Raw genomic sequence first — 18,914 nt, forward strand, 5'->3', positions numbered from 1 at the left:
ACTCCCTACTGAATGGATTATATCGCTTGGTTTTAGGGTTTAACTAACGTTCTAGCATAATCCGCCATATCGGCCTGCAAATTTAGAATCGGCGATTGGTCTATTTCAATTAACCCACGTCTTGGTCGGTCAAGGTCGACGATCACAAAAACCAACGACACAATTAGCGCCACCATGACATATGCACTATAGGTTGTGCGGGTACCAGACAAGCCCGATACATAACCGACAATGCTTCCGGTCATTAAAAAGTCCCATAGAGCAGCATAAGCACAATTTCAGGAACGTGGCGATTAAGTGCCGAATCTCGAACATGGAATACCTGCATTAGTTTGCCAATGGCATCAGTAAACGAACCTGTTCTTATGGCTCCGGCTGTAGAAGTTTGGATCTCAGTTGCTAAAATCCACAATTGGTTTTGTAATTCCTTAGCTTCAGTAACAAAAGATTCTCTTTTGTCTTCATTTACCATACTGACATTACCCGCTTCAGTACGATTGTTGGTGTATGCGATAAGCAATTGTTTGGCTTTTAATTGACTTTCCTGAGGTAAAAGGTCGGCTCGAATAAAGGCGTTATGAATTGCGTTACTTTCATCGAGTACTGCATTGCTCCTAGCGTCAAATCGTTGCAACGACTGCGAGAAGGTAAAACCAAGTAACAGCGCTAATATCCCTAGCAAAGAGGATTGGATTGCACTGACTTGAGCCTTACTGGCATCATTCGCCTTAATTGCAGGCCGACGACCTATTCGAAAACCACACTCAATGGCGACTGCCATTGAAACAAACAATGAAGATGCAATCGCCAAGCTATTAATGTCGTATAACATTTCTTTCATTTAACCTTCCGCCACTTTAAACGTCACAAATAGCACATTTGCGTTTACCTATAAACGTTTTATAGGTGTGATTTGAAATGGGATCAACTAATACCCAAATTAACTGATAAACAGCGTCGAGTTTCTAGGTCGCTAGAGAATGGTTTATCTAGCTACCTAGATTTAATACGATCACTAACCACATCCCTATAGTGCAGTTAAAAGACATGATGAATGCAAAAAATCGGTGAATCGGGTGATTGTACGTTAAGTGGATTGCACTGTGGATTAATCGAAAGGCGACAAACGCCCAAGCAAAAGCCGTCAAATAGACATGGGAAATATTTAAAGCAAGAGCAGTAACGCTAGCGACATAAAACAAAACGGGTACTTCAAATAGATTGTCAAAGTTACGACCAAATTTGGCAATGTCATCTGGAATATCGTATTTCCCCATTAATTTGAAATAACGAGGGTCGACTTTGCCTGCATAGGCGCCTCTGATCCTGATAACAGCGGTAAAAACACCGACGACGGCAGTAAGTAATACCATCACAAACATTGGGTAAACGAGTTCCATATTGATTTCCATTGTAAATTTTTAAAAATGATTTCGACGTTTGAGCATAAGGATGCGGTAAATATTCAATATATTCAAATACTCGTTTTATTCGAGGTACATTCAGGTGTGTACTTATTGTTGTTAAGCGTTTTAGTGGCAACGCATTATCGCCAATTGAGCCAATTGGTGAGTGTTAAATATCTGTTATTTTCTCAATGGCATATAGTTCATCATCTATTGTCGCGACTTTTTCAGAAATGATGGCTCGTGCATCTGTCAATCCTTGGTTATAAAAGTGATCACCTATTTGCTCAGCAAAAAAATCGAGTAAAAAGCCAGCTTCAAATTGCCCAATTTCCTGATCAAGCTGTGACTCAAAGTAGTTTTGGATCTTGCTAATTATGATTTCTTGTTCAGATTTTTTGAACGTTATATTACTCATTAATGACCTCTTTTATGTCGAATACGTTTTACTAGTCGCTTTATTATTTCATGAGCTGTTTACTAATGTTAGATCAATTTCATACGTATTCATCTAACATTGGGTACGCTTTTAGTTTTGAATACCGGCTCAAACACACTGTTAACTAAAAACAACAGCGTTTAAGAAGGCTTTTTAAACATACTGACTTAGGATATTTATGAAAATAAAATACGGAATGACGATTGTTATTACGCTGATTGTCGTGGTCTTTGGGATCCGCATTTTTGAGCCAAAATCCGCAACAGTAACCTTTATGCTTAAAGCGCCAGATTCGACGGCACCGGCAGACGAAATTCATATCGTAGGAAACTTTAGCGATTGGAAGTTTGAAAGCAAACATGCGATGAAACTAGAGGGTGAGTTTTACCGTGTTGAAATCCCAGTTTCTGAAAAACCGTTATTTTATACCTTTATCAAAAACCAATCATGGCAACATGGTCCAGCTCAAGCATACGGTAAAGGCATGTGTCAGTTTTCCTATAATCCTGAGGCTGGATTGAATATCGTTGAAAATGGCTTCCCAGCCTAGGGCGGAGATAAACCAACAGAACCATTAACTTCCTCGCTGGTGGGCAATATTGAAAAACTTATTGATATTGATTTTCCTCAGCTACAAACAAAACGTGATGTTTGGGTTTATTTGCCACCGAGCTATCAAGCTGAGTCGAACACGGCATTTCCAGTGCTTTATATGATGGACGGACAAAACGTATTTGACAAAAAACGTCATACAGTGGTGAATGGCAAGTTGACGAGACGCTGCAGCAAATGTTCACCGAGCAGCAACTTAGTGAGTTTATTGTGATTGCGATAGATAATGGCCCTCGACGAATGAACGAATATAGTCCTTGGAAGTTTCAATATGGTGACGATGTATTTGAAGCTGAGGGGAGCAGACCATGAAATTTATCACGCAAACATTAAAGCCTTTGATTGATGACAAATACCGTACTCAAGCGGGTAAAAAGACCACAGGCATAGCGGGGTCAAGTTTAGGTGGCTTGATGGCAATTTATTCTGCACTAAATTACAGTAATATATTTGGCTATATCGGGGCGTTTTCGCCGTCGTTGGGTATTGAAAATGAAGAGGGCGTTAACGTTTTATTCCAAGCTATTGAACAGGTAAATCAGATAGATGATGTCGTTATTTATACTGACATGGGGTTAGGTGAGTATGGCGATTATGCAAAGTTTGATAAATTGACGCAATTACTTAACGCAAAACTGACAAATGGTGCATCTCTCACAACCGTAAAAGATGACTTAGGCCGGCATTGTGAAGCGTCTTGGTCTGAGCGTTTTCCAAGACTTGCTTCGCAGTTTTCTAAAAATTAGTGAGTTGGTATTCGTGACGTTCAACGCCACATCTGCGTCGGACGGCCACGAATAACACAAGTAATAGTAGAACAGAGAAAGATAAATTGGCCGAGCCTGATTTTTTAGGCTCATCGGGTATAGCATTGACTGTGATAGTGACTTTATCTGTTGCGGTTGCACCATGTTCATCGGTTACAGTTAAGGTCACGTCAAATACACCAGTTTGTACAAATTCAACAATAGTCGTTTCACCTTCAGCACCAATTGACCAAACAAATTGGATAATTTGGCCATCTTGGTCGCTCGACGCAGAACCATCAAGTTGCACCGACTCACCCACAGTAACCGTTAAATCGGGGCCTGCGTTGGCGGTTGGCGCGACGTTTGGTTTGTCTGTTCTGAACATCGTATAGGCGCCAGTAAAAGCATTGAATTGAATGAGGTATTCGCCAAAGCCATCATCAAATGGGATTGAATCGCCGCCTAATTCAGCAATGCCATCGGTATTGCTGTCACCAAAACTTGTGCTCCAATCGGCGTAAACGTCAAATTTAAATCTAGGCACGCCCGTGGCGTTTGTAGCTTCATTATTTTTTACCGTGACTTGCCAAATATTGTCTTCTATTTCAATCATAGGCGTCGTGCCCCATTGATTGGTTACACCACGAAAATAAAGTGATGGATAAATGTGGTCGTCAGACTTAATACCACTTAACACGGCCGATTTACGAGTTGTATACCAGTTTTTACCTGAGCTAAAGTCGAATAAACGATAAGAACTTTGATTGCCCCAATAAGCGGGTTCATCGATAATCTGTTGGTTGTCACCTGTGTCATTGAGCAAACTATATTGAATAAGTTGGTGAGCGTCACTAATCCAGCGTGTTGAATAATGCTCGGTCATTAAGTTGTCTTGGTTTACCAACTGGGCTAGGAGAACTTTAAACTCGGTACGGTACTGCGCGATGGCCAATACTTTCTCAACTAAAATAGGGCTACGAGCGGCAAAGTTCATTGGGTTCCGACTGCCAACATCTTCAACTAACAGGGACGTTCCAAGGGCATTGTCGGTGTCGTATGGAATAAAATAAACCACTTCGGATTCGTCGATATAAAAGTAGTAGTTATTGCCATTGCCCCAAAAACCGTCCCAATGTCCTAAAACAGCCTCCGCTGCCAGAAATTTAAGAAATACAGGGATATCCAAATGTTGTTCGATATAAAGCTTAAACTCGTTGCCGCTCAATTGCGTGAAGTTATTCGCGATAGTTATAAGTTGTGATTTAGCTTGTTCAAAGTCATCGTCTTTACCTTTAAATTCAAAGGTCGCTTGGTCGTTAACATCGATGCCTTGCCAATTTTCCTGAATATTTGAAAAATGCGCTGCACCAAACCCTTTGTGGTTACCTTGCCACAAAAAACCTTTGTCATTATCAGTACCAAAGCGCTTATCGATATACTCTTTTCGGTTAACACTTTCATTCATTCGATAAACACCAAAATAGGCAGTATTTGCGGCGCCCACTTTAATGAACAAACGGGCATATGTAGACGAGTGTGCGGTCCACAAATCAAAGTTATGCATGATCTGATTACTAAGGGGTTCATGAACAAATGTTGGATCGTTATGGAAACGTTTAAGGCGTAATTTACTTAACTTTGAAAAGGTTTGTTTGTCGACAAATTCGTCAAAATCTAAAGAAAAATGAGCTTGACGATATTGGCCATTACCGTCGTCTGGTAAAACAAAGCTGGTATTGCCACTTAGTTTTACGCCAACCGAAGTGAGTTGCGTGACGGTACCGTTTTTATCAAATGAAAAATCGGCAGGCACCTCATATGGAACTTCGCGACTTGATTGTAAAAGGCTCTGCCATTCGTCGTCGGAAAAGGTTAGGGTAATTGAGGGCAAGGCATTGATATCAAATACATATTTGTGGTCGGCTTGAGCTAGAAAGCTTGTATCTTCAACCGCTATAGTTACATTTGAGATGAGCAATAAAAGGCAGGCAAGGATGTGTCTTAATGGTTTACCAGTCATTGGGTAACCTACGCAAGAATAGAGTTATTCAACCCTAGAGACAGAACGGGCTGTTGGCAAATAGGTACATACGTATTCAGCTATTAACCAACGGTCGTATTAGTGAAATTCTCAATATAAACAGTGTGTTAACACTGTTGTCATGTTTAAAATGAAAAGCAAAGCAAAGCAAAAACAACACAGGTTAGAGGAAGAAAGCATTCACTTGGAATAATTTTTCAACTTCACTAATGTATTTTTTATCAACTAAAAATAAGATCACATGGTCATTACTTTCAATAACCCTATTGTCATGAGCAATGAGCACTTCGTTACCCCTTACGATGGCCCCAATAGTTGTACGAGGTGGCAATTTCAGTTCTTGGATTGAGCGACCAACGACTTTAGAGGTGCTTTCGTCACCGTGGGCAATCGCTTCAATGGCTTCGGCTGCACCGCGGCGAAGTGAGTATACATTTTCGATATCAGCTCGGCGAACATGAGTTAAAAGTGCTGAAATTGTTGCTTGTTGCGGTGAGATTGCGATGTCGACTTCACTACCTTGGACTAAGTCAACATAGGCGCTACGTTGGATCAATACCATGGTTTTTTGGGCGCCCATGCGTTTGGCCAACATGGCAGACATAATGTTGGCTTCATCGTCGTTTGTAACTGCGATAAAGACATCGGTTTGTTCAATTTGTTCTTCAGATAGCAATTCTTGGTCTGACGCATCGCCGGTAAAGACAACCGTGTTTTCAAGCGACTGGGAAAGTTCTTCGGCGCGTTTGGGGTCAAGTTCGATTAACTTTACACGATAATCTTTTTCTAATAATCGGGCGAGTCCAGAGCCTATGTTTCCGCCGCCAACAATCATGATCCGTTTATAGCTTTGTTCTAGCTTTTGTAATTCATTCATAACTAAACGAATGTGTTTTGACGCCGCTACAAAAAACACTTCATCATCGGCTTCAATGACCGTTGTCCCGAGTGGGCGGATTGCTTTACCTTTACGGTATATTGCCGCAACACGAGTTTCAACCGACGGCATATGTTCTTTTAATGCCGATAAGGCGTAACCCACAAGTGAGCCACCATAGTAGGCTTTTACCGCAACTAAACTGACTCTACCTTCTGCAAACTCAAGTACTTGTAAAGCGCCCGGATATTCAATTAAACGGCGGATATACTGCGTGACTAATTGCTCTGGGGCGATGTAATGGTCTACAGGTAAGTCATGGTTATGGAAGAGTTGTTCTTTGTATTCTAAATATTGCTGTGAGCGAATTCGGGCTATTTTGGTCGGGGTATTAAAAATACTATACGCTACTTGGCAGGCCATCATATTGACTTCGTCACTGCGGGTTACGGCAATGAGCATGTCTGCGTCTTCAGCTCCCGCTTGACGCAATACGTCGGGGTAAGAACAGTGACCAACAACCACTTGGAGATCATATTTGTCCTGCAACTGATGTAGTGCGTCAGCATCGATATCTACCAGGTGATTTCATTTTCTTCACCTGCTAGGTTTTCCGCTAACGTAGCACCAACTTGTCCTGCGCCGAGTATTATGATCTTCATGATTTAGCTTTTGTGACCTATTCTTTTTATTGTGATTTTTTCAAACGGCAGTAATAAAACCCGTCCATATTATGCTCACCCGGTAAAATTTGCCAGCCTGAGTTGTCGACTGTCTCATTCAAACTTTGTTCGTCAGAATGACCTTGATTAACGATTGGCACGAGAATCGCGTCAGCGTGAGTCGTTAAAAATTGTTGCATCTGCAATTTATTTTCATCCGGAAGTATAGAACAAGTGGCATATAATAATGTGCCGCCTGGTTTTAGCTTATCCCACATGGTTTGTAAAATATTAGCTTGGAGCGTACTGAGTTGCTCAATATCTTCGTTGCGTCTTAACCATTTGATATCTGGATGACGACGTATAACCCCAGTAGCAGAACATGGCGCGTCTAATAGAATGCTGTCGAATTGCTCAAATGACTCAAGGGTTTTAGGATCGGACAAATCTCCGCATACTAATTGAGCTTCAAGTTTTAACCTTGTTAGGTTTTCCTGTACTCGGCTTAAACGAGTTTCGTCAATGTCGGCTGCCACCATATTTACTTTTGCGGTGTCGAGCACATGGCAGGTTTTACCACTAAGGGCGGCACAGGCATCGAGTACATGTTCATTATCACAAGCACCTAACAATCGCGCTGCGTTTTGTGCAGCAGCGTCCTGAACCACAAACCAACCTTGGTCAAATCCCGGAATTTTATCAACGGGTTTTGGTGCTAACAAACGAATTGCGGTTGGGTTGTGTGGATGTACTTCGTATTCAATTTTAGCGTCATCAAGTGCAGTACAAAATTCAGTTACCGGTTTATTTGAGGTATGAACACGCAGCCACATTGGCGCACGTTGTAGATTTTGCTCAAGAATGGTTTGCCATTGTTCAGGGTAGGCTGCTTGAATGCGTTTAATGAACCAAGATGGATGATTGTATTCGGTTACCGGGTTAGCTGTTTTTTCAGTAAAACGTCTTTGTTTCGCATAAAGTTACGTAAACAAGCGTTAACTAAGCCTTTTAGTCCCTGTGCTTTTAGTGAAACCGCAGCTTGAACCGTTTCGGCCACCGCGGCGTGTTCTGGGATCCGCATATGTTCTAACTGATATAAGCCAACGATAACTAGATGATGAAAAACCCGTTGTTTACCCTTGAGCTTTTTGGTTAATAGTTGATGGCAGATCGCATCGTAACGAGCAAAATGTCGAATGGTACCAAAACACATTTCCTGTAATAAGGCAGCGTCTTTCTCGCCAACATTTATTTGTGCTTGGGGTAAGACGTCTGATAAAGACTGACCTTTATCTAACACCGCTAGTAAACAGCGAGCGGCTTCGGCGCGAACATTTTTGCTGGCTTTTGACATTAGTCCGCCTGAGTTAATAATGAAGTTCCAGGGGCAACCCATTCAAGGCGACCATTAACAAAATCGCCTGCTGACATTGGTTTTTTGCCCTGTGGTTGCAGACTTTGGATAGATATAACACCGTCGCCGGTTTGGATCGAAATACCAGATTTATCGGCCGAGATGACATCGCCTGCGTTTTTCCCTGAGTTTTCTGGGGAAACCGCTGCTTGCCAAATTTTAACGACATTGCCACTTAAATTTGCATAGGCTACAGGCCAAGGTTGATAACCTCGAATTTTACGTTCAATAACGGCGGCAGGTTCAAGCCAGTTAATCTCAGCTTCCTGCTTTGTTAATTTATGAGCGTAAGTGGCTTCGTCGTCATTTTGTTTTATCGGAGTTACATTGTTTTCAGCAATGGCGTCTACGGCTTTTATCAATGCTGAAGGGCCAATGTTTTGAAGTTTTTCGTAGACGCTGCCGCTGGTGTCGGTTGATTCGATAGGGCAAGTCTCAACTAACAGCATGTCGCCGGTATCAAGCCCAATGTCCATTTGCATAATTGTAACGCCAGTTTCAGCGTCACCCTCTAATACGGCACGTTGAATTGGCGCAGCACCGCGCCATTTAGGCAAGATAGAGCCATGGACATTGATGCAACCAAGTTTAGGCGCGTCTAATGCTGCTTTTGGTAATAGAAGACCATAAGCCACGACGATCATTAAGTCGGCATTCCAAGCGTTTAATTCAGTTAATGCGTCATCGGTTTTTAATGATGGCGGCTGACATACAGGAATATCATGCGCTAAGGCAACTTGCTTTACGGCACTTGGTTGCAGTTTTTTACCGCGTCCCGCTGGACGGTCTGGCTGAGTATAACAAGCAACAATGTTATAACCTTGCTCGACTAAATGAGACAAATGTTGGGCGGCAAACTCAGGAGTTCCCGCAAAAATGATATTCAAATTGTTACCTGACATTGACTCTGCTTATCCTTTAGCGGCTAAACGGCTTTCTTTTTCAAGTTTTTTCTTGATGCGGTCACGCTTTAAAGGTGACAGATAATCAACAAACAATTTGCCATCTAAGTGGTCTAGTTCGTGTTGAATACAAATAGCCAATAACCCTTCTGCATCCATTTCAAATCCACTGCCATCTTTGTCTAACGCACGAACCGTAACGGTTTCAGAACGTTCGACTTTGGCGTAACAATTTGGCACAGACAAACAGCCTTCTTCATTAATGACCATGCCGTCACGGGCAATGATTTCTGGGTTGATGAACGTTAGGGGTTCATCACGCTCTTCAGACGTATCAGCGACAAAGAGTCTTACATGTTGATCAACCTGCGAAGCAGCTAGGCCAACGCCATTTTCGTCATACATTGTTTCGAACATATCGTCGACGAGTTGTTTGATTTCTTCATTTACTTCTGCGACAGGGGTCGCGACTGTGCGTAAACGTTCGTCAGGGAAACGTAATACATCTAAAATTGCCATAACTAGTAGTTACCTTGCCAAATACCATGATTAGCTTGTAATTTTACCTGTTTACGATCACTATTAACAGATTAAAGCCAAAACAAATATTGGCTTACATTAAGTATAAGTTAGTTAATTTTTATAAAAGGGATCTGCGGATGGCTAATTTCCTTCGCCAACTTGTTAGCGTAATTGTATTTTTAGGTTTGTCAGCAACAGCAAGTTATGCTGAAACGCTGCGAATTAAGTCTGACGCGCCTAGCGAATATGTCGTTAAAAGGGGGACACCCTATGGGATATTTCAAGTTTGTTCTTGAAAGATCCATGGAAGTGGCCGGAATTGTGGAAAATGAATCCGCAGGTTTCAAATCCAAATTTAATTTATCCAGGCGATAACTTACAACTTATATACACCGCATCAGGTGAACCTGTGTTGATCATGGGTAAACGTGTACTAAAAATGTCACCGCAAAAACGTGTTTCGCATAAACGTGACGAACCTATTCCATTGGTTCCTTTAAATTCTATTGCCCCATTTTTGAGTTATGAACAAACGCTAGAAGAAGATGTGATTGAAGGGCTCCCATATGTATTAGGTACAGATCGCGCGATCAAACGCGCAACTGTTGGCGATATGCTCTATATTAAAGGTGACCTTGGTGCAGAACGTCGATTTGCAATTTATCGTAAAGGTAAAAAATACATCGACCCTGAAACCGATGACATTTTAGGTTATGAAGCGGTACTCGTTGCGATTGCCAAACTTGAACATGCTGGCGACCCAGATAATGGGGTACCTGCAAAGGTGACTATCGAGTCGGCGAAACAAGAAGTGAAAGCCAGTGACGTTTTATTGCCTATTAGGCAAGGTCAGGATTTACCTGCATTTTTCAAAATGCGACCAATTGAGAACGACCTAGAAGGTGCCATTATTGGTACACCTTCGGATGTTGCCGGTGTATCAAAATATGACGTTGTCGTAATAAACAAAGGCTTTATGCACGATGTAGCGCCATAGGTCATATTTTTGATGTTCGACGTCAGTCTCCAACTGTTGTGAATCAAGGGTTGGGTCCGAAGTATCAAGAAGACGCAAGCAGTTATGAACGCTTTGTTGGCCAAGTTAAAAATTGGTTCCAAAGTGACGAAGATAAAGGCATCTATGTCATGCCTTACGAAAAAATTGGCCAAGTCATGCTGTTCAGAGTTTATGAACGCGTTTCGTATGGCATAGTGATTAAGAATTCAATTCCTATTTATGTTGGCGATAAAATTCAAACGCCGGAATAGATAAATACATTACGCCCCGCAGGATGTGGGGCCATAAAGGAGCCAAGGATGGACCTCGAATTTAGTCAACTTACCCGATGGTTAGCACTTATTAAGTGCCCCCAATTTGGTATAGTCTCGTTTAGAGCACTTGCTGCCGTATTACCAAGCCCAACAGACGTATTTACGTTGACTCCCAAAGAATTAAGCCATTACCCACTGAAAGCCTGTCATGTGAAATATTTTTCCGCACCTAATTGGCCATGGGCTGAGCGAATGGCGCATTGGATGATACACAACCAAGTCCGTTTTATTTCTATATTGGATGCCAAATACCCTCTACTGCTAAAACAAATTAGTCGGCCGCCAATAGGCTTATTTGTTGCGGGCAATGTGGATGTTTTAAATTCGACCCAAATCGGCTTTGTCGGTTCTCGGAGTCCATCTTCTTACGGTAGACAAATGACAAGCCATCTTATTGACGGATTACGACACACGCCGGTAACGATTACTTCTGGACTAGCGGTGGGGATTGATGGCGATGCTCACAAATTGGCATTAGATAATGGTTTACCTACAATTGCCGTAATGGCAACTGGAATGCAAAATATTTACCCTAAAAGACATTGCAACTTAGCGGAACGCATTAAAAATTTTGGCTGCTTAGTATCGGAGTTTCCCCAGATGTACCAGCTATTCAGCATAACTTCCCCGTAGAAATAGGATCATTGCCGGGCTCAGCAAAGGAATTGTTGTCGTCGAAGCTGCCATTAAAAGTGGTTCATTAATATCAGCTCGAATTGCAATGGAAGAAAATAGAGACGTCTTTGCGGTCCCTAGCAACGCATTTAGTCCATTGAGTGAGGGTTGTAATTCGTTGATTAAACAAGGAGCTAAACCGGTTACAGATGCAGCCGATATCGTAAATGAGTATTTGATTTCACCCTGTCGCAAAGAAGTTAGAAAAAATCACTTGGCAGGACCTAATTTGTTAGCTAGTGTTGACCATGATACTACCCCGGTAGATGTCATTGTCCAACGTTCCAATATGCCTGTGGATGAGGTGTTAATTGAAATGTTGGAATTGGAAATACAGGGCTATGTAGAAGCTGTCCTAGGCGGCTACATTAAAGTACCAATCTAACGAAAATAATAATTAACAAAGGGGCTTTTTATGTTTGATATCCTTTTGTATTTGTTTGAAAACATTGTAAATGACAGCGCTGAGATCTGGGTTGATGAAGATGAACTCACAAAAGAACTCAAAAAAGCGGGCTTTCATGATGACGATATTTTCAAAGCGCTAATGTGGTTAGAAGATTTAGCTGATCTCCGGGCTAATGACATTTCACCGTTTATCAACGGGCAGACCGCCATTTCGAATCGAATTTACACGCCGCAGGAAATGTTGAAACTCGACACTGAATGCCGTGGTTTCGTTTTGTTCTTAGAGCAGATTAATCTGCTGGACGTTGCAACTCGTGAAATGGTCATCGATCGGATAATGGAACTAGAAGAAACACACATTTGTTTAGAAGACTTAAAGTGGGTGGTTCTAATGGTGCTATTTAACGTTCCTAGCAAAGAGTCTGCATTTGAGCAGATGGAAAACTTAGTTTTTGACGAGCCTGAGGGCGCAATTCACTAAGCTTCCATCGATCTGCACAGAAAACTATTGCGTTACGCCGTGGAGTGACTAAGATCCACGGCATATTGCCGACTATACGACAAAATTCATGGAATCCGATCCGGACTTACAACATAACCAACCCGAAACTAAGAACTATTGCCCAAAATGCAATGCGGAACTGCACATTCGTTCTGGCGCGACAGGCGCGTTTTTGGGTTGTACTACCTATCCAGCATGTGATTACACACGTCCTTTAACGACGTCGTCTGAAGTCCAAGTGCTACGTATTCTCGATGAAGTCTGTTGCCCAAAATGCGAGGGCGACTTAGGTGTTAAGTCGGGTAAATATGGTATGTTTATTGGCTGCATGAATTACCCAGAATGTGATTTTCTTGTGAAAGAAGATGACGACGACGATTTTGAACCCGTCGATTGCCCCAAATGTGATTCGGGCGAACTGCACATGCGAACTAATAAAAAAGGTCATCGTTTTTATGCCTGTAATCAATACCCGGAATGCGACTATTTAGTGAATCAAAAACCAATAGCGACACCGTGTTTAAAATGCGAGTGGCCAATTGTTGTTGATACCGGTGATGGTGAAAAGCAATGTCCGTTTTGTAAACTGTATGTAGATTAATTCCGTAGAGGTTTTACTGTGAACACCCCAGATCCAACAATTACTCATTCTCCAGAAGTAACATCGCTATTAAATGGCGATGTAATCGTATATCCAACAGAAGCGGTTTACGGCATGGGATGCGATCCGCAAAATGAACAAGCGGTATTAAAATTACTAAAGATAAAGCAAAGGCCAATTGAAAAAGGATTAATCTTAATTGCGAATGATTACGGCCAGTTGTTGAAGTTTGTTGATGATAAAAAATTCCAATGGATAAGCGTACTGATATTATCTCTCGTTGGCTAAGGCCCAACAACTTGGTTGCTACCAGCCGCACCAGACGCACCTAAGTGGATTACAGGACAACACGATTTAATTGCCGTTCGGGTGACCGATCATCCAACTGTGAAACGCATGTGCAAGGAGTTTGGTGGAGCGATAGTCTCCACAAGCGCTAATGTAACAGGGCAACCCACGATAACTGACGTTGCTACTCTTGCATTGCAATTTTCTGATCAAGTTGGTTACATTGTAGATGAGCCATTAGGTGGCTATGATCAGCCATCAACCATTATTAATTCATTTACAGGCGAAGTAGTAAGGACTTAAATTGAACTCACCAATGTTAGACCAAGTAAAATCATTTTTTATGTCGCTGCAGGATCAAATTTGTGAGCAACTCTCGACACTTGATGGCACTGAGTTTGAGCAAGATCAGTGGATTAGAGAAGAAGGCGGCGGCGGACGAAGCCGCGTAATTAAAAACGGTAATGTATTTGAACAGGCCGGAGTAAATTTTTCCCATGTATTTGGCGCTAATATGCCCGCTTCTGCAACAGCACACCGCCCAGAGTTACAAGGTCGAAGTTTTAATGCCTGTGGTGTGTCTTTAGTTATTCACCCGCATAATCCATATATCCCGACTACACATATGAATGTGCGCTTTTTATTGCTGAAAAAGAAGGTGCCGAACCTGTTTGGTGGTTTGGCGGGGGTTATGATTTAACGCCATTTTATCCGTTCGAACAAGACATCAAACATTGGCATCAGACTGCTAAAGATGTATGTGATCAATATGGAGAGGCGGTTTATCCAAAATACAAAAAATGGTGTGACGAATACTTCTACCTTAAACACCGTGACGAAACTCGTGGGGTAGGTGGTCTATTTTACGATGATCTAAACGAACTAGGCTTTGAACAGTGTTTTGAGTTTACCCAAAAAATAGGTTATTCATTTTGTGAAGCGTATGTGCCAATTGTCAATCGCTGTAAAAACCTAGAGTTTGGTGACCGCCAACGACAATTTCAACTTTATCGCCGTGGTCGTTATGTTGAATTTAACTTGGTATTTGACCGAGGTACGTTATTTGGCCTTCAAACAGGTGGGCGCACTGAGTCGATATTAATGTCTATGCCACCACTTGCCCGCTGGGAATATCAATACACACCAGAAGCAGGCAGTGAAGAAGCCAAACTCTATGACGTATTACGACCAATTGAGTGGTTGTAGTCTTACCAAGCTTGTTTTGCCGTTTTAATCTTGATTAATAATATGCGTAGCCATTTGTGCAAAGGCATCTTTTAGATGCGCTTTAACTTGTGGTTGCGTTACTTCGAGTTCCAACGCTGTATTCATACAATATATCCACTGGTCCCGCAGGTTTTGGTCAATTAAAAACGGCAAATGTCGGGCACGTAAGCGAGGATGTCCGTATTTTTCCATAAAGATATTCGGCCCACCTGTCCAACCAACTAAAAATTCATAAAACTTTTCGCGGATCGCATCGAGTGGTTTTGGATGCATATCGTACAATTCTTTAGCCCGCAGGTCGGTTTCCATAATGTCATAAAAGGTATTGGCAAGCTTTTTAACACCGTCATTGCCAATCACATCGTATGGGGTATGGCTTATATTTAAATGAGACTTGTTTTGTTGTGGCTTTTTAGACACTATTTTATCCATCAATTTTTTTAACATTTACGAGCCCAAATGAAAAAGTTTGCCGTAATCGGTAACCCAATCGAACAGTCAAAGTCTCCAATAATTCATCAAGACTTTGCAAAGCAATTTGATATTGCGCTTACATACGAAAAGCTATTATCGCCAATTAGTGATTTCAAACCAACGATAAATTCGTTTTTTGACGCTGGTGGCATTGGCATTAACGTCACTATGCCGTTCAAAGATGAAGCGTTTGCAAGTTGTGACGAGCTATCACCACGCGCCAAGCTTGCTGAAGCGGTAAATACCTTAACTTATAAAGATGGAAAATTATTGGGTGATACTACCGACGGCGAGGGCGTTGTTCGCGACTTGTTATTTCACGGTATTGAATTAAAAGGTCGTCGTGTATTGTTGATCGGAGCGGGTGGTGCAGGCAAAGGCAGTGTTGCGAGTATTTTAGACCAACAACCCAAAGAGCTGATAATTGCGAATCGCACACTATCTAAAGCGCAACATATAGTGGATAAAGTCTTATGGTGCTCCGGTTGTCGCCAAAGGTTTTTCAGAACTCGATGGTAATTATGATGTGGTTATCAATTCAACGTCGTGTTCATTAACGGGTGAACTTCCTGATATTGACCCTAGTGTTTTCAAAAATACCGTCGCTGCTTATGATATGTGTTACAAAAAAGAAAAGACTCTATTTAATAACTGGCTTGAACTGCATTCCAAAGCATTAACGATTGATGGATTGGGTATGTTAATAGAACAAGCTGCAGAATCCTTTCGTATATGGCATGGCGTCGTTCCCGACACAACGGAAATACGCAAGGTATTGCGAGATCTATAGTAGAAAAATACATATATAGAGTAGCGCCATTATTTACGTGGCGCATTCTTCTATATATGTAGTGTTAATCGAGCACTGTATTGTGACTAACTATGTTGTTCTATGTACTCATCTTTGAGTAAGACGTAGTTTTTGGCTGAAACGGTCAAAAAGTCGAGTTCTACTTGTTTTAAAGGCCGTGCCTTTTTCATCGGATTTCCAACATATAAAAAACCAGACTCCAATTTTTTATTAGGCGGTACTAATGTACCGGCACCAATAAATACATCATCACCAACTTCAGCACCATCCATTATGATTGCGCCCATCCCAACTAAAATACGATTACCCAATTTACAACCATGTAACATTGCTTTATGACCAATTGTTACGTCGTCTCCTATTATTAGGGGGTTGCCCAAGGGATTATTGTTAGATTTTCTCGTTACGTGCAGCACAGATCCATCTTGTACATTGGTACGTTTACCAATAGAAATATAATTAACGTCACCTCGAGCAGCAACCATTGGCCAAATACTAGAATCGTCGCCAATAGTGATTTCGCCATATAATACTGCGGATTCATCAACATAAACTCGGTCGTATATAGTAGGGAGTATATCGTTATAAGATTTTAGGTTTTTCATTGTTAACCTCAATTACACTTTATAAGCCTCAAATATCACACTTTTTGACCACATTAGTCAATAAATATGCGTTCTGTAGCAATAATAGCCAAACAGAAAACTATTTGTAAAAAGTAGTTGCGCGCCGGAAAATGATCTCTATAATGCGTCCTCGTTGTCAGGGAGACATCAACCGCTCAAAACCATATGTTTAGTAGCAGGATTGGCGTCTAAATCGGCTAGGAAGTTTGAAAAAAACTTTCAAAAAGTTTTAAATAAAACGTTGACAACAAAAACAGGAAGCGTATTATACGCCTCCCGGTTGAGACAGAGTCTTAACCCAGAGGAAACCCTCTAAACCGTTCTTTAACAATTTGTAATTAATTATCTGTGTGGGCACTCCGTAGAGTAGTGGCAACAAATATATATGTATAAAGCTACTTATATAGAATGTCTGCACAAATTTATTTGAACAGTATTTTTATTAAGTAGCCGATTAAACTTTTAAGTGAAGAGTTTGATCATGGCTCAGATTGAACGCTGGCGGCAGGCCTAACACATGCAAGTCGAACGGTAACATGAACTAGCTTGCTAGTTTGATGACGAGTGGCGGACGGGTGAGTAATGCTTGGGAATTTGCCTTTAGGTGGGGGACAACAGTTGGAAACGACTGCTAATACCGCATAGTAGCTACGGCTTAAAGAGGGCTTCGGCTCTCGCCTTTAGAGAAGCCCAAGTGGGATTAGGTAGTTGGTGAGGTAAAGGCTCACCAAGCCGACGATCCCTAGCTGGTCTGAGAGGATGATCAGCCACACTGGAACTGAGACACGGTCCAGACTCCTACGGGAGGCAGCAGTGGGGAATATTGCACAATGGGCGCAAGCCTGATGCAGCCATGCCGCGTGTGTGAAGAAGGCCTTCGGGTTGTAAAGCACTTTCAGCGAGGAGGAAGGTTTAGTAGTTAATACCTGCTAGATTTGACGTTACTCGCAGAAGAAGCACCGGCTAACTCCGTGCCAGCAGCCGCGGTAATACGGAGGGTGCGAGCGTTAATCGGAATTACTGGGCGTAAAGCGTACGCAGGCGGCCATTTAAGTCAGATGTGAAAGCCCCGGGCTCAACCTGAGAACTGCATTTGAAACTGGATGGCTAGAGTGTGAGAGAGGGTGGTAGAATTTCAGGTGTAGCGGTGAAATGCGTAGAGATCTGAAGGAATACCAATGGCGAAGGCAACCACCTGGATCAACACTGACGCTCATGTACGAAAGCGTGGGTAGCAAACAGGATTAGATACTCTGGTAGTCCACGCCGTAAACGATGTCTACTAGCAGTTCGTCTCTTAAGAGATGTCTTGCGCAGCTAACGCATTAAGTAGACCGCCTAGGAGTACGGCCGCAAGGTTAAAACTCAAATGAATTGACGGGGGCCCGCACAAGCGGTGGAGCATGTGGTTTAATTCGATGCAACGCGAAGAACCTTACCATCCCTTGACATCCAGAGAATTTTCCAGAGATGGATTAGTGCCTTCGGGAACTCTGAGACAGGTGCTGCATGGCTGTCGTCAGCTCGTGTTGTGAAATGTTGGGTTAAGTCCCGCAACGAGCGCAACCCCTATCCTTAGTTGCTAGCAGGTAATGCTGAGAACTCTAAGGAGACTGCCGGTGACAAACCGGAGGAAGGTGGGGACGACGTCAAGTCATCATGGCCCTTACGGGATGGGCTACACACGTGCTACAATGGCAAGTACAGAGGGTTGCGAACTCGCGAGAGTAAGCGGATCCCATAAAGCTTGTCGTAGTCCGGATTGGAGTCTGCAACTCGACTCCATGAAGTCGGAATCGCTAGTAATCGTGGATCAGAATGCCACGGTGAATACGTTCCCGGGCCTTGTACACACCGCCCGTCACACCATGGGAGTGGGCTGCAAAAGAAGTGGGTAGTTTAACCTTCGGGAGGACGCTCACCACTTTGTGGTTCATGACTGGGGTGAAGTCGTAACAAGGTAGCCCTAGGGGAACCTGGGGCTGGATCACCTCCTTAACGAAAAGTCGCACATGCGAAGTGTCCACACAGATAATTAATTACATATTGTGAGCAAGAAGAAGCTGAAGGCCTGTAGCTCAGCTGGTTAGAGCGCACCCCTGATAAGGGTGAGGTCGGCAGTTCAAGTCTGCCCAGGCCTACCAATACGCTCCTACTCTGCGTTAAACGCTTCGTCGTTTAGCAGGCTAAACGTCCTCAGCGTTTGCCTTGATTAGAAACGTCTTGGTATTTAACTTGGGGCTATAGCTCAGCTGGGAGAGCGCTTGATTTGCATTCAAGAGGTCCGCGGTTCGATCCCGCGTAGCTCCACCACTTCTTCTGCTAGGAAGCACGCTAAAGAATGAA

Annotated in this window: 22 protein-coding genes, 2 tRNA genes, 1 rRNA gene and 4 pseudogenes; 18 read left to right on the plus strand and 11 right to left on the minus strand. The window is 42.5% G+C overall.

Going from position 1 to position 18,914, the window contains the following annotated elements:
• Positions 1 to 32: 32 nt before the first annotated feature.
• The 4 genes from PN838_RS15385 to PN838_RS15400 form a co-directional block, all read right to left on the minus strand.
• On the minus strand, positions 33 to 245 hold the full coding sequence (locus PN838_RS15385; protein ID WP_272181228.1) for a hypothetical protein: 213 nt from the start codon (positions 243 to 245) through the stop codon (positions 33 to 35).
• A complete protein-coding gene (locus PN838_RS15390; protein ID WP_272181229.1) occupies positions 245 to 841 on the minus strand; it encodes a bestrophin-like domain in 597 nt (198 codons plus the stop codon). The genes PN838_RS15385 and PN838_RS15390 overlap by 1 nt, the downstream gene beginning before the upstream one ends.
• A gap of 148 nt (positions 842 to 989) precedes the next feature.
• Entirely contained in the window at positions 990 to 1,400 is a 411-nt protein-coding gene (locus tag PN838_RS15395; RefSeq protein ID WP_215964597.1) for an MAPEG family protein, read from the minus strand.
• A gap of 175 nt (positions 1,401 to 1,575) precedes the next feature.
• The gene (locus tag PN838_RS15400; protein ID WP_215964598.1) at positions 1,576 to 1,824 is read right to left on the minus strand and encodes a DUF2164 domain-containing protein; all 249 of its coding nucleotides are present in this window, start codon (positions 1,822 to 1,824) and stop codon (positions 1,576 to 1,578) included.
• Between the two features lie 199 nt (positions 1,825 to 2,023).
• Here PN838_RS15400 and PN838_RS15405 point away from each other — a divergent pair, with 199 nt between their 5' ends.
• From PN838_RS15405 to PN838_RS15415, 4 genes are read left to right on the plus strand one after another with little or no spacing between them, the layout of a single operon-like run.
• Positions 2,024 to 2,395: an early set domain-containing protein gene (locus PN838_RS15405; protein ID WP_272181230.1), complete on the plus strand. Its 372-nt coding sequence runs from the start codon at positions 2,024 to 2,026 to the stop codon at positions 2,393 to 2,395.
• Positions 2,396 to 2,434: 39 nt separating this feature from the next.
• Positions 2,435 to 2,671 (plus strand): alpha/beta hydrolase-fold protein, encoded by a 237-nt coding sequence (locus PN838_RS27440; protein WP_370661045.1) that lies wholly within the window; start codon positions 2,435 to 2,437, stop codon positions 2,669 to 2,671.
• Positions 2,635 to 2,769: a hypothetical protein gene (locus PN838_RS15410; RefSeq protein ID WP_272181231.1), complete on the plus strand. Its 135-nt coding sequence runs from the start codon at positions 2,635 to 2,637 to the stop codon at positions 2,767 to 2,769. The genes PN838_RS27440 and PN838_RS15410 overlap by 37 nt, the downstream gene beginning before the upstream one ends.
• Positions 2,766 to 3,203, plus strand: a complete 438-nt coding sequence (locus PN838_RS15415; RefSeq protein ID WP_272181232.1) for an alpha/beta hydrolase-fold protein — start codon at positions 2,766 to 2,768, stop codon at positions 3,201 to 3,203. Before PN838_RS15410 ends, PN838_RS15415 begins: the two co-directional genes overlap by 4 nt.
• Here PN838_RS15415 and PN838_RS15420 read toward each other — a convergent pair.
• The 5 genes and pseudogenes from PN838_RS15420 to def all read right to left on the minus strand — a co-directional run bounded on the left by PN838_RS15420 (position 3,193) and on the right by def (position 9,621).
• The gene (locus tag PN838_RS15420) at positions 3,193 to 5,226 is read right to left on the minus strand and encodes a CotH kinase family protein (RefSeq protein WP_272181233.1); all 2,034 of its coding nucleotides are present in this window, start codon (positions 5,224 to 5,226) and stop codon (positions 3,193 to 3,195) included. The genes PN838_RS15415 and PN838_RS15420 overlap by 11 nt on opposite strands.
• 184 nt (positions 5,227 to 5,410) lie before the next feature.
• Positions 5,411 to 6,786 (minus strand): annotated as a pseudogene (trkA, locus tag PN838_RS15425) (Trk system potassium transporter TrkA).
• A gap of 26 nt (positions 6,787 to 6,812) precedes the next feature.
• Positions 6,813 to 8,140, minus strand: a pseudogene (gene rsmB, locus PN838_RS15430) (16S rRNA (cytosine(967)-C(5))-methyltransferase RsmB).
• Positions 8,140 to 9,102 carry a methionyl-tRNA formyltransferase gene (fmt, locus tag PN838_RS15435; protein WP_215964603.1) on the minus strand — a complete coding sequence of 321 codons (963 nt, stop codon included), beginning with the start codon at positions 9,100 to 9,102 and terminating at the stop codon, positions 8,140 to 8,142. Before fmt ends, rsmB begins: the two are co-directional and overlap by 1 nt.
• A gap of 9 nt (positions 9,103 to 9,111) precedes the next feature.
• Complete coding sequence (def, locus tag PN838_RS15440; protein ID WP_215964604.1) at positions 9,112 to 9,621, minus strand: peptide deformylase; 510 nt, start codon at positions 9,619 to 9,621, stop codon at positions 9,112 to 9,114.
• Positions 9,622 to 9,761: 140 nt separating this feature from the next.
• Here def and PN838_RS15445 point away from each other — a divergent pair, with 140 nt between their 5' ends.
• The 9 genes and pseudogenes from PN838_RS15445 (at position 9,762) to hemF (ending at position 14,636) form a co-directional block, all read left to right on the plus strand.
• Positions 9,762 to 9,920, plus strand: a complete 159-nt coding sequence (locus tag PN838_RS15445) for a hypothetical protein (protein WP_272181234.1) — start codon at positions 9,762 to 9,764, stop codon at positions 9,918 to 9,920.
• 32 nt (positions 9,921 to 9,952) lie between these two features.
• Positions 9,953 to 10,621: a peptidoglycan-binding protein gene (locus tag PN838_RS15450; protein ID WP_272181235.1), complete on the plus strand. Its 669-nt coding sequence runs from the start codon at positions 9,953 to 9,955 to the stop codon at positions 10,619 to 10,621.
• A gap of 38 nt (positions 10,622 to 10,659) precedes the next feature.
• Positions 10,660 to 10,893, plus strand: coding sequence for a hypothetical protein (locus PN838_RS15455; RefSeq protein ID WP_272181236.1), 234 nt, complete (start codon positions 10,660 to 10,662; stop codon positions 10,891 to 10,893).
• A gap of 48 nt (positions 10,894 to 10,941) precedes the next feature.
• Positions 10,942 to 11,589 carry a DNA-processing protein DprA gene (locus PN838_RS15460; RefSeq protein ID WP_272181237.1) on the plus strand — a complete coding sequence of 216 codons (648 nt, stop codon included), beginning with the start codon at positions 10,942 to 10,944 and terminating at the stop codon, positions 11,587 to 11,589.
• A 52-nt stretch (positions 11,590 to 11,641) separates the two neighbouring features.
• Positions 11,642 to 12,016, plus strand: a complete 375-nt coding sequence (locus tag PN838_RS15465; RefSeq protein WP_272182615.1) for a DNA-processing protein DprA — start codon at positions 11,642 to 11,644, stop codon at positions 12,014 to 12,016.
• Positions 12,017 to 12,046: 30 nt separating this feature from the next.
• Positions 12,047 to 12,520, plus strand: a complete 474-nt coding sequence (locus PN838_RS15470) for a DUF494 family protein (protein WP_272181238.1) — start codon at positions 12,047 to 12,049, stop codon at positions 12,518 to 12,520.
• A gap of 88 nt (positions 12,521 to 12,608) precedes the next feature.
• A complete protein-coding gene (locus tag PN838_RS15475; protein ID WP_215964608.1) occupies positions 12,609 to 13,142 on the plus strand; it encodes a DNA topoisomerase family protein in 534 nt (177 codons plus the stop codon).
• Between the two features lie 18 nt (positions 13,143 to 13,160).
• Positions 13,161 to 13,733 (plus strand): annotated as a pseudogene (gene tsaC / locus PN838_RS15480) (L-threonylcarbamoyladenylate synthase type 1 TsaC).
• 1 nt (position 13,734) lies between these two features.
• Positions 13,735 to 14,636 (plus strand): annotated as a pseudogene (gene hemF / locus PN838_RS15485) (oxygen-dependent coproporphyrinogen oxidase).
• Positions 14,637 to 14,660: 24 nt separating this feature from the next.
• Here the strand turns inward: hemF and PN838_RS15490 are convergent.
• On the minus strand, positions 14,661 to 15,104 hold the full coding sequence (locus PN838_RS15490) for a group II truncated hemoglobin (protein ID WP_215964609.1): 444 nt from the start codon (positions 15,102 to 15,104) through the stop codon (positions 14,661 to 14,663).
• Between the two features lie 12 nt (positions 15,105 to 15,116).
• On the opposite strand from PN838_RS15490, the gene PN838_RS15495 reads away from it, so the two are divergent.
• Together PN838_RS15495 and PN838_RS15500 are read left to right on the plus strand one after the other, a co-directional pair.
• Positions 15,117 to 15,650 (plus strand): shikimate dehydrogenase, encoded by a 534-nt coding sequence (locus PN838_RS15495; RefSeq protein WP_272181239.1) that lies wholly within the window; start codon positions 15,117 to 15,119, stop codon positions 15,648 to 15,650.
• A 7-nt stretch (positions 15,651 to 15,657) separates the two neighbouring features.
• A complete protein-coding gene (locus PN838_RS15500; protein WP_272181240.1) occupies positions 15,658 to 15,921 on the plus strand; it encodes a hypothetical protein in 264 nt (87 codons plus the stop codon).
• An 86-nt stretch (positions 15,922 to 16,007) separates the two neighbouring features.
• Here PN838_RS15500 and PN838_RS15505 read toward each other — a convergent pair whose 3' ends face one another.
• Positions 16,008 to 16,547: a gamma carbonic anhydrase family protein gene (locus PN838_RS15505; protein ID WP_215964611.1), complete on the minus strand. Its 540-nt coding sequence runs from the start codon at positions 16,545 to 16,547 to the stop codon at positions 16,008 to 16,010.
• Between the two features lie 484 nt (positions 16,548 to 17,031).
• On the opposite strand from PN838_RS15505, the gene PN838_RS15510 reads away from it, so the two are divergent.
• The 3 genes from PN838_RS15510 (at position 17,032) to PN838_RS15520 (ending at position 18,881) form a co-directional block, all read left to right on the plus strand.
• Positions 17,032 to 18,566, plus strand: a 16S ribosomal RNA gene (locus PN838_RS15510).
• A gap of 69 nt (positions 18,567 to 18,635) precedes the next feature.
• Positions 18,636 to 18,712: transfer RNA gene (locus PN838_RS15515), tRNA-Ile, on the plus strand.
• Between the two features lie 93 nt (positions 18,713 to 18,805).
• Positions 18,806 to 18,881 (plus strand) — tRNA-Ala (locus PN838_RS15520).
• The last annotated feature ends 33 nt before the right edge of the window (positions 18,882 to 18,914 follow it).

The sequence above is a fragment of the Psychrosphaera algicola genome (assembly GCF_028401425.1).
Lineage (GTDB): Bacteria > Pseudomonadota > Gammaproteobacteria > Enterobacterales > Alteromonadaceae > Psychrosphaera > Psychrosphaera algicola.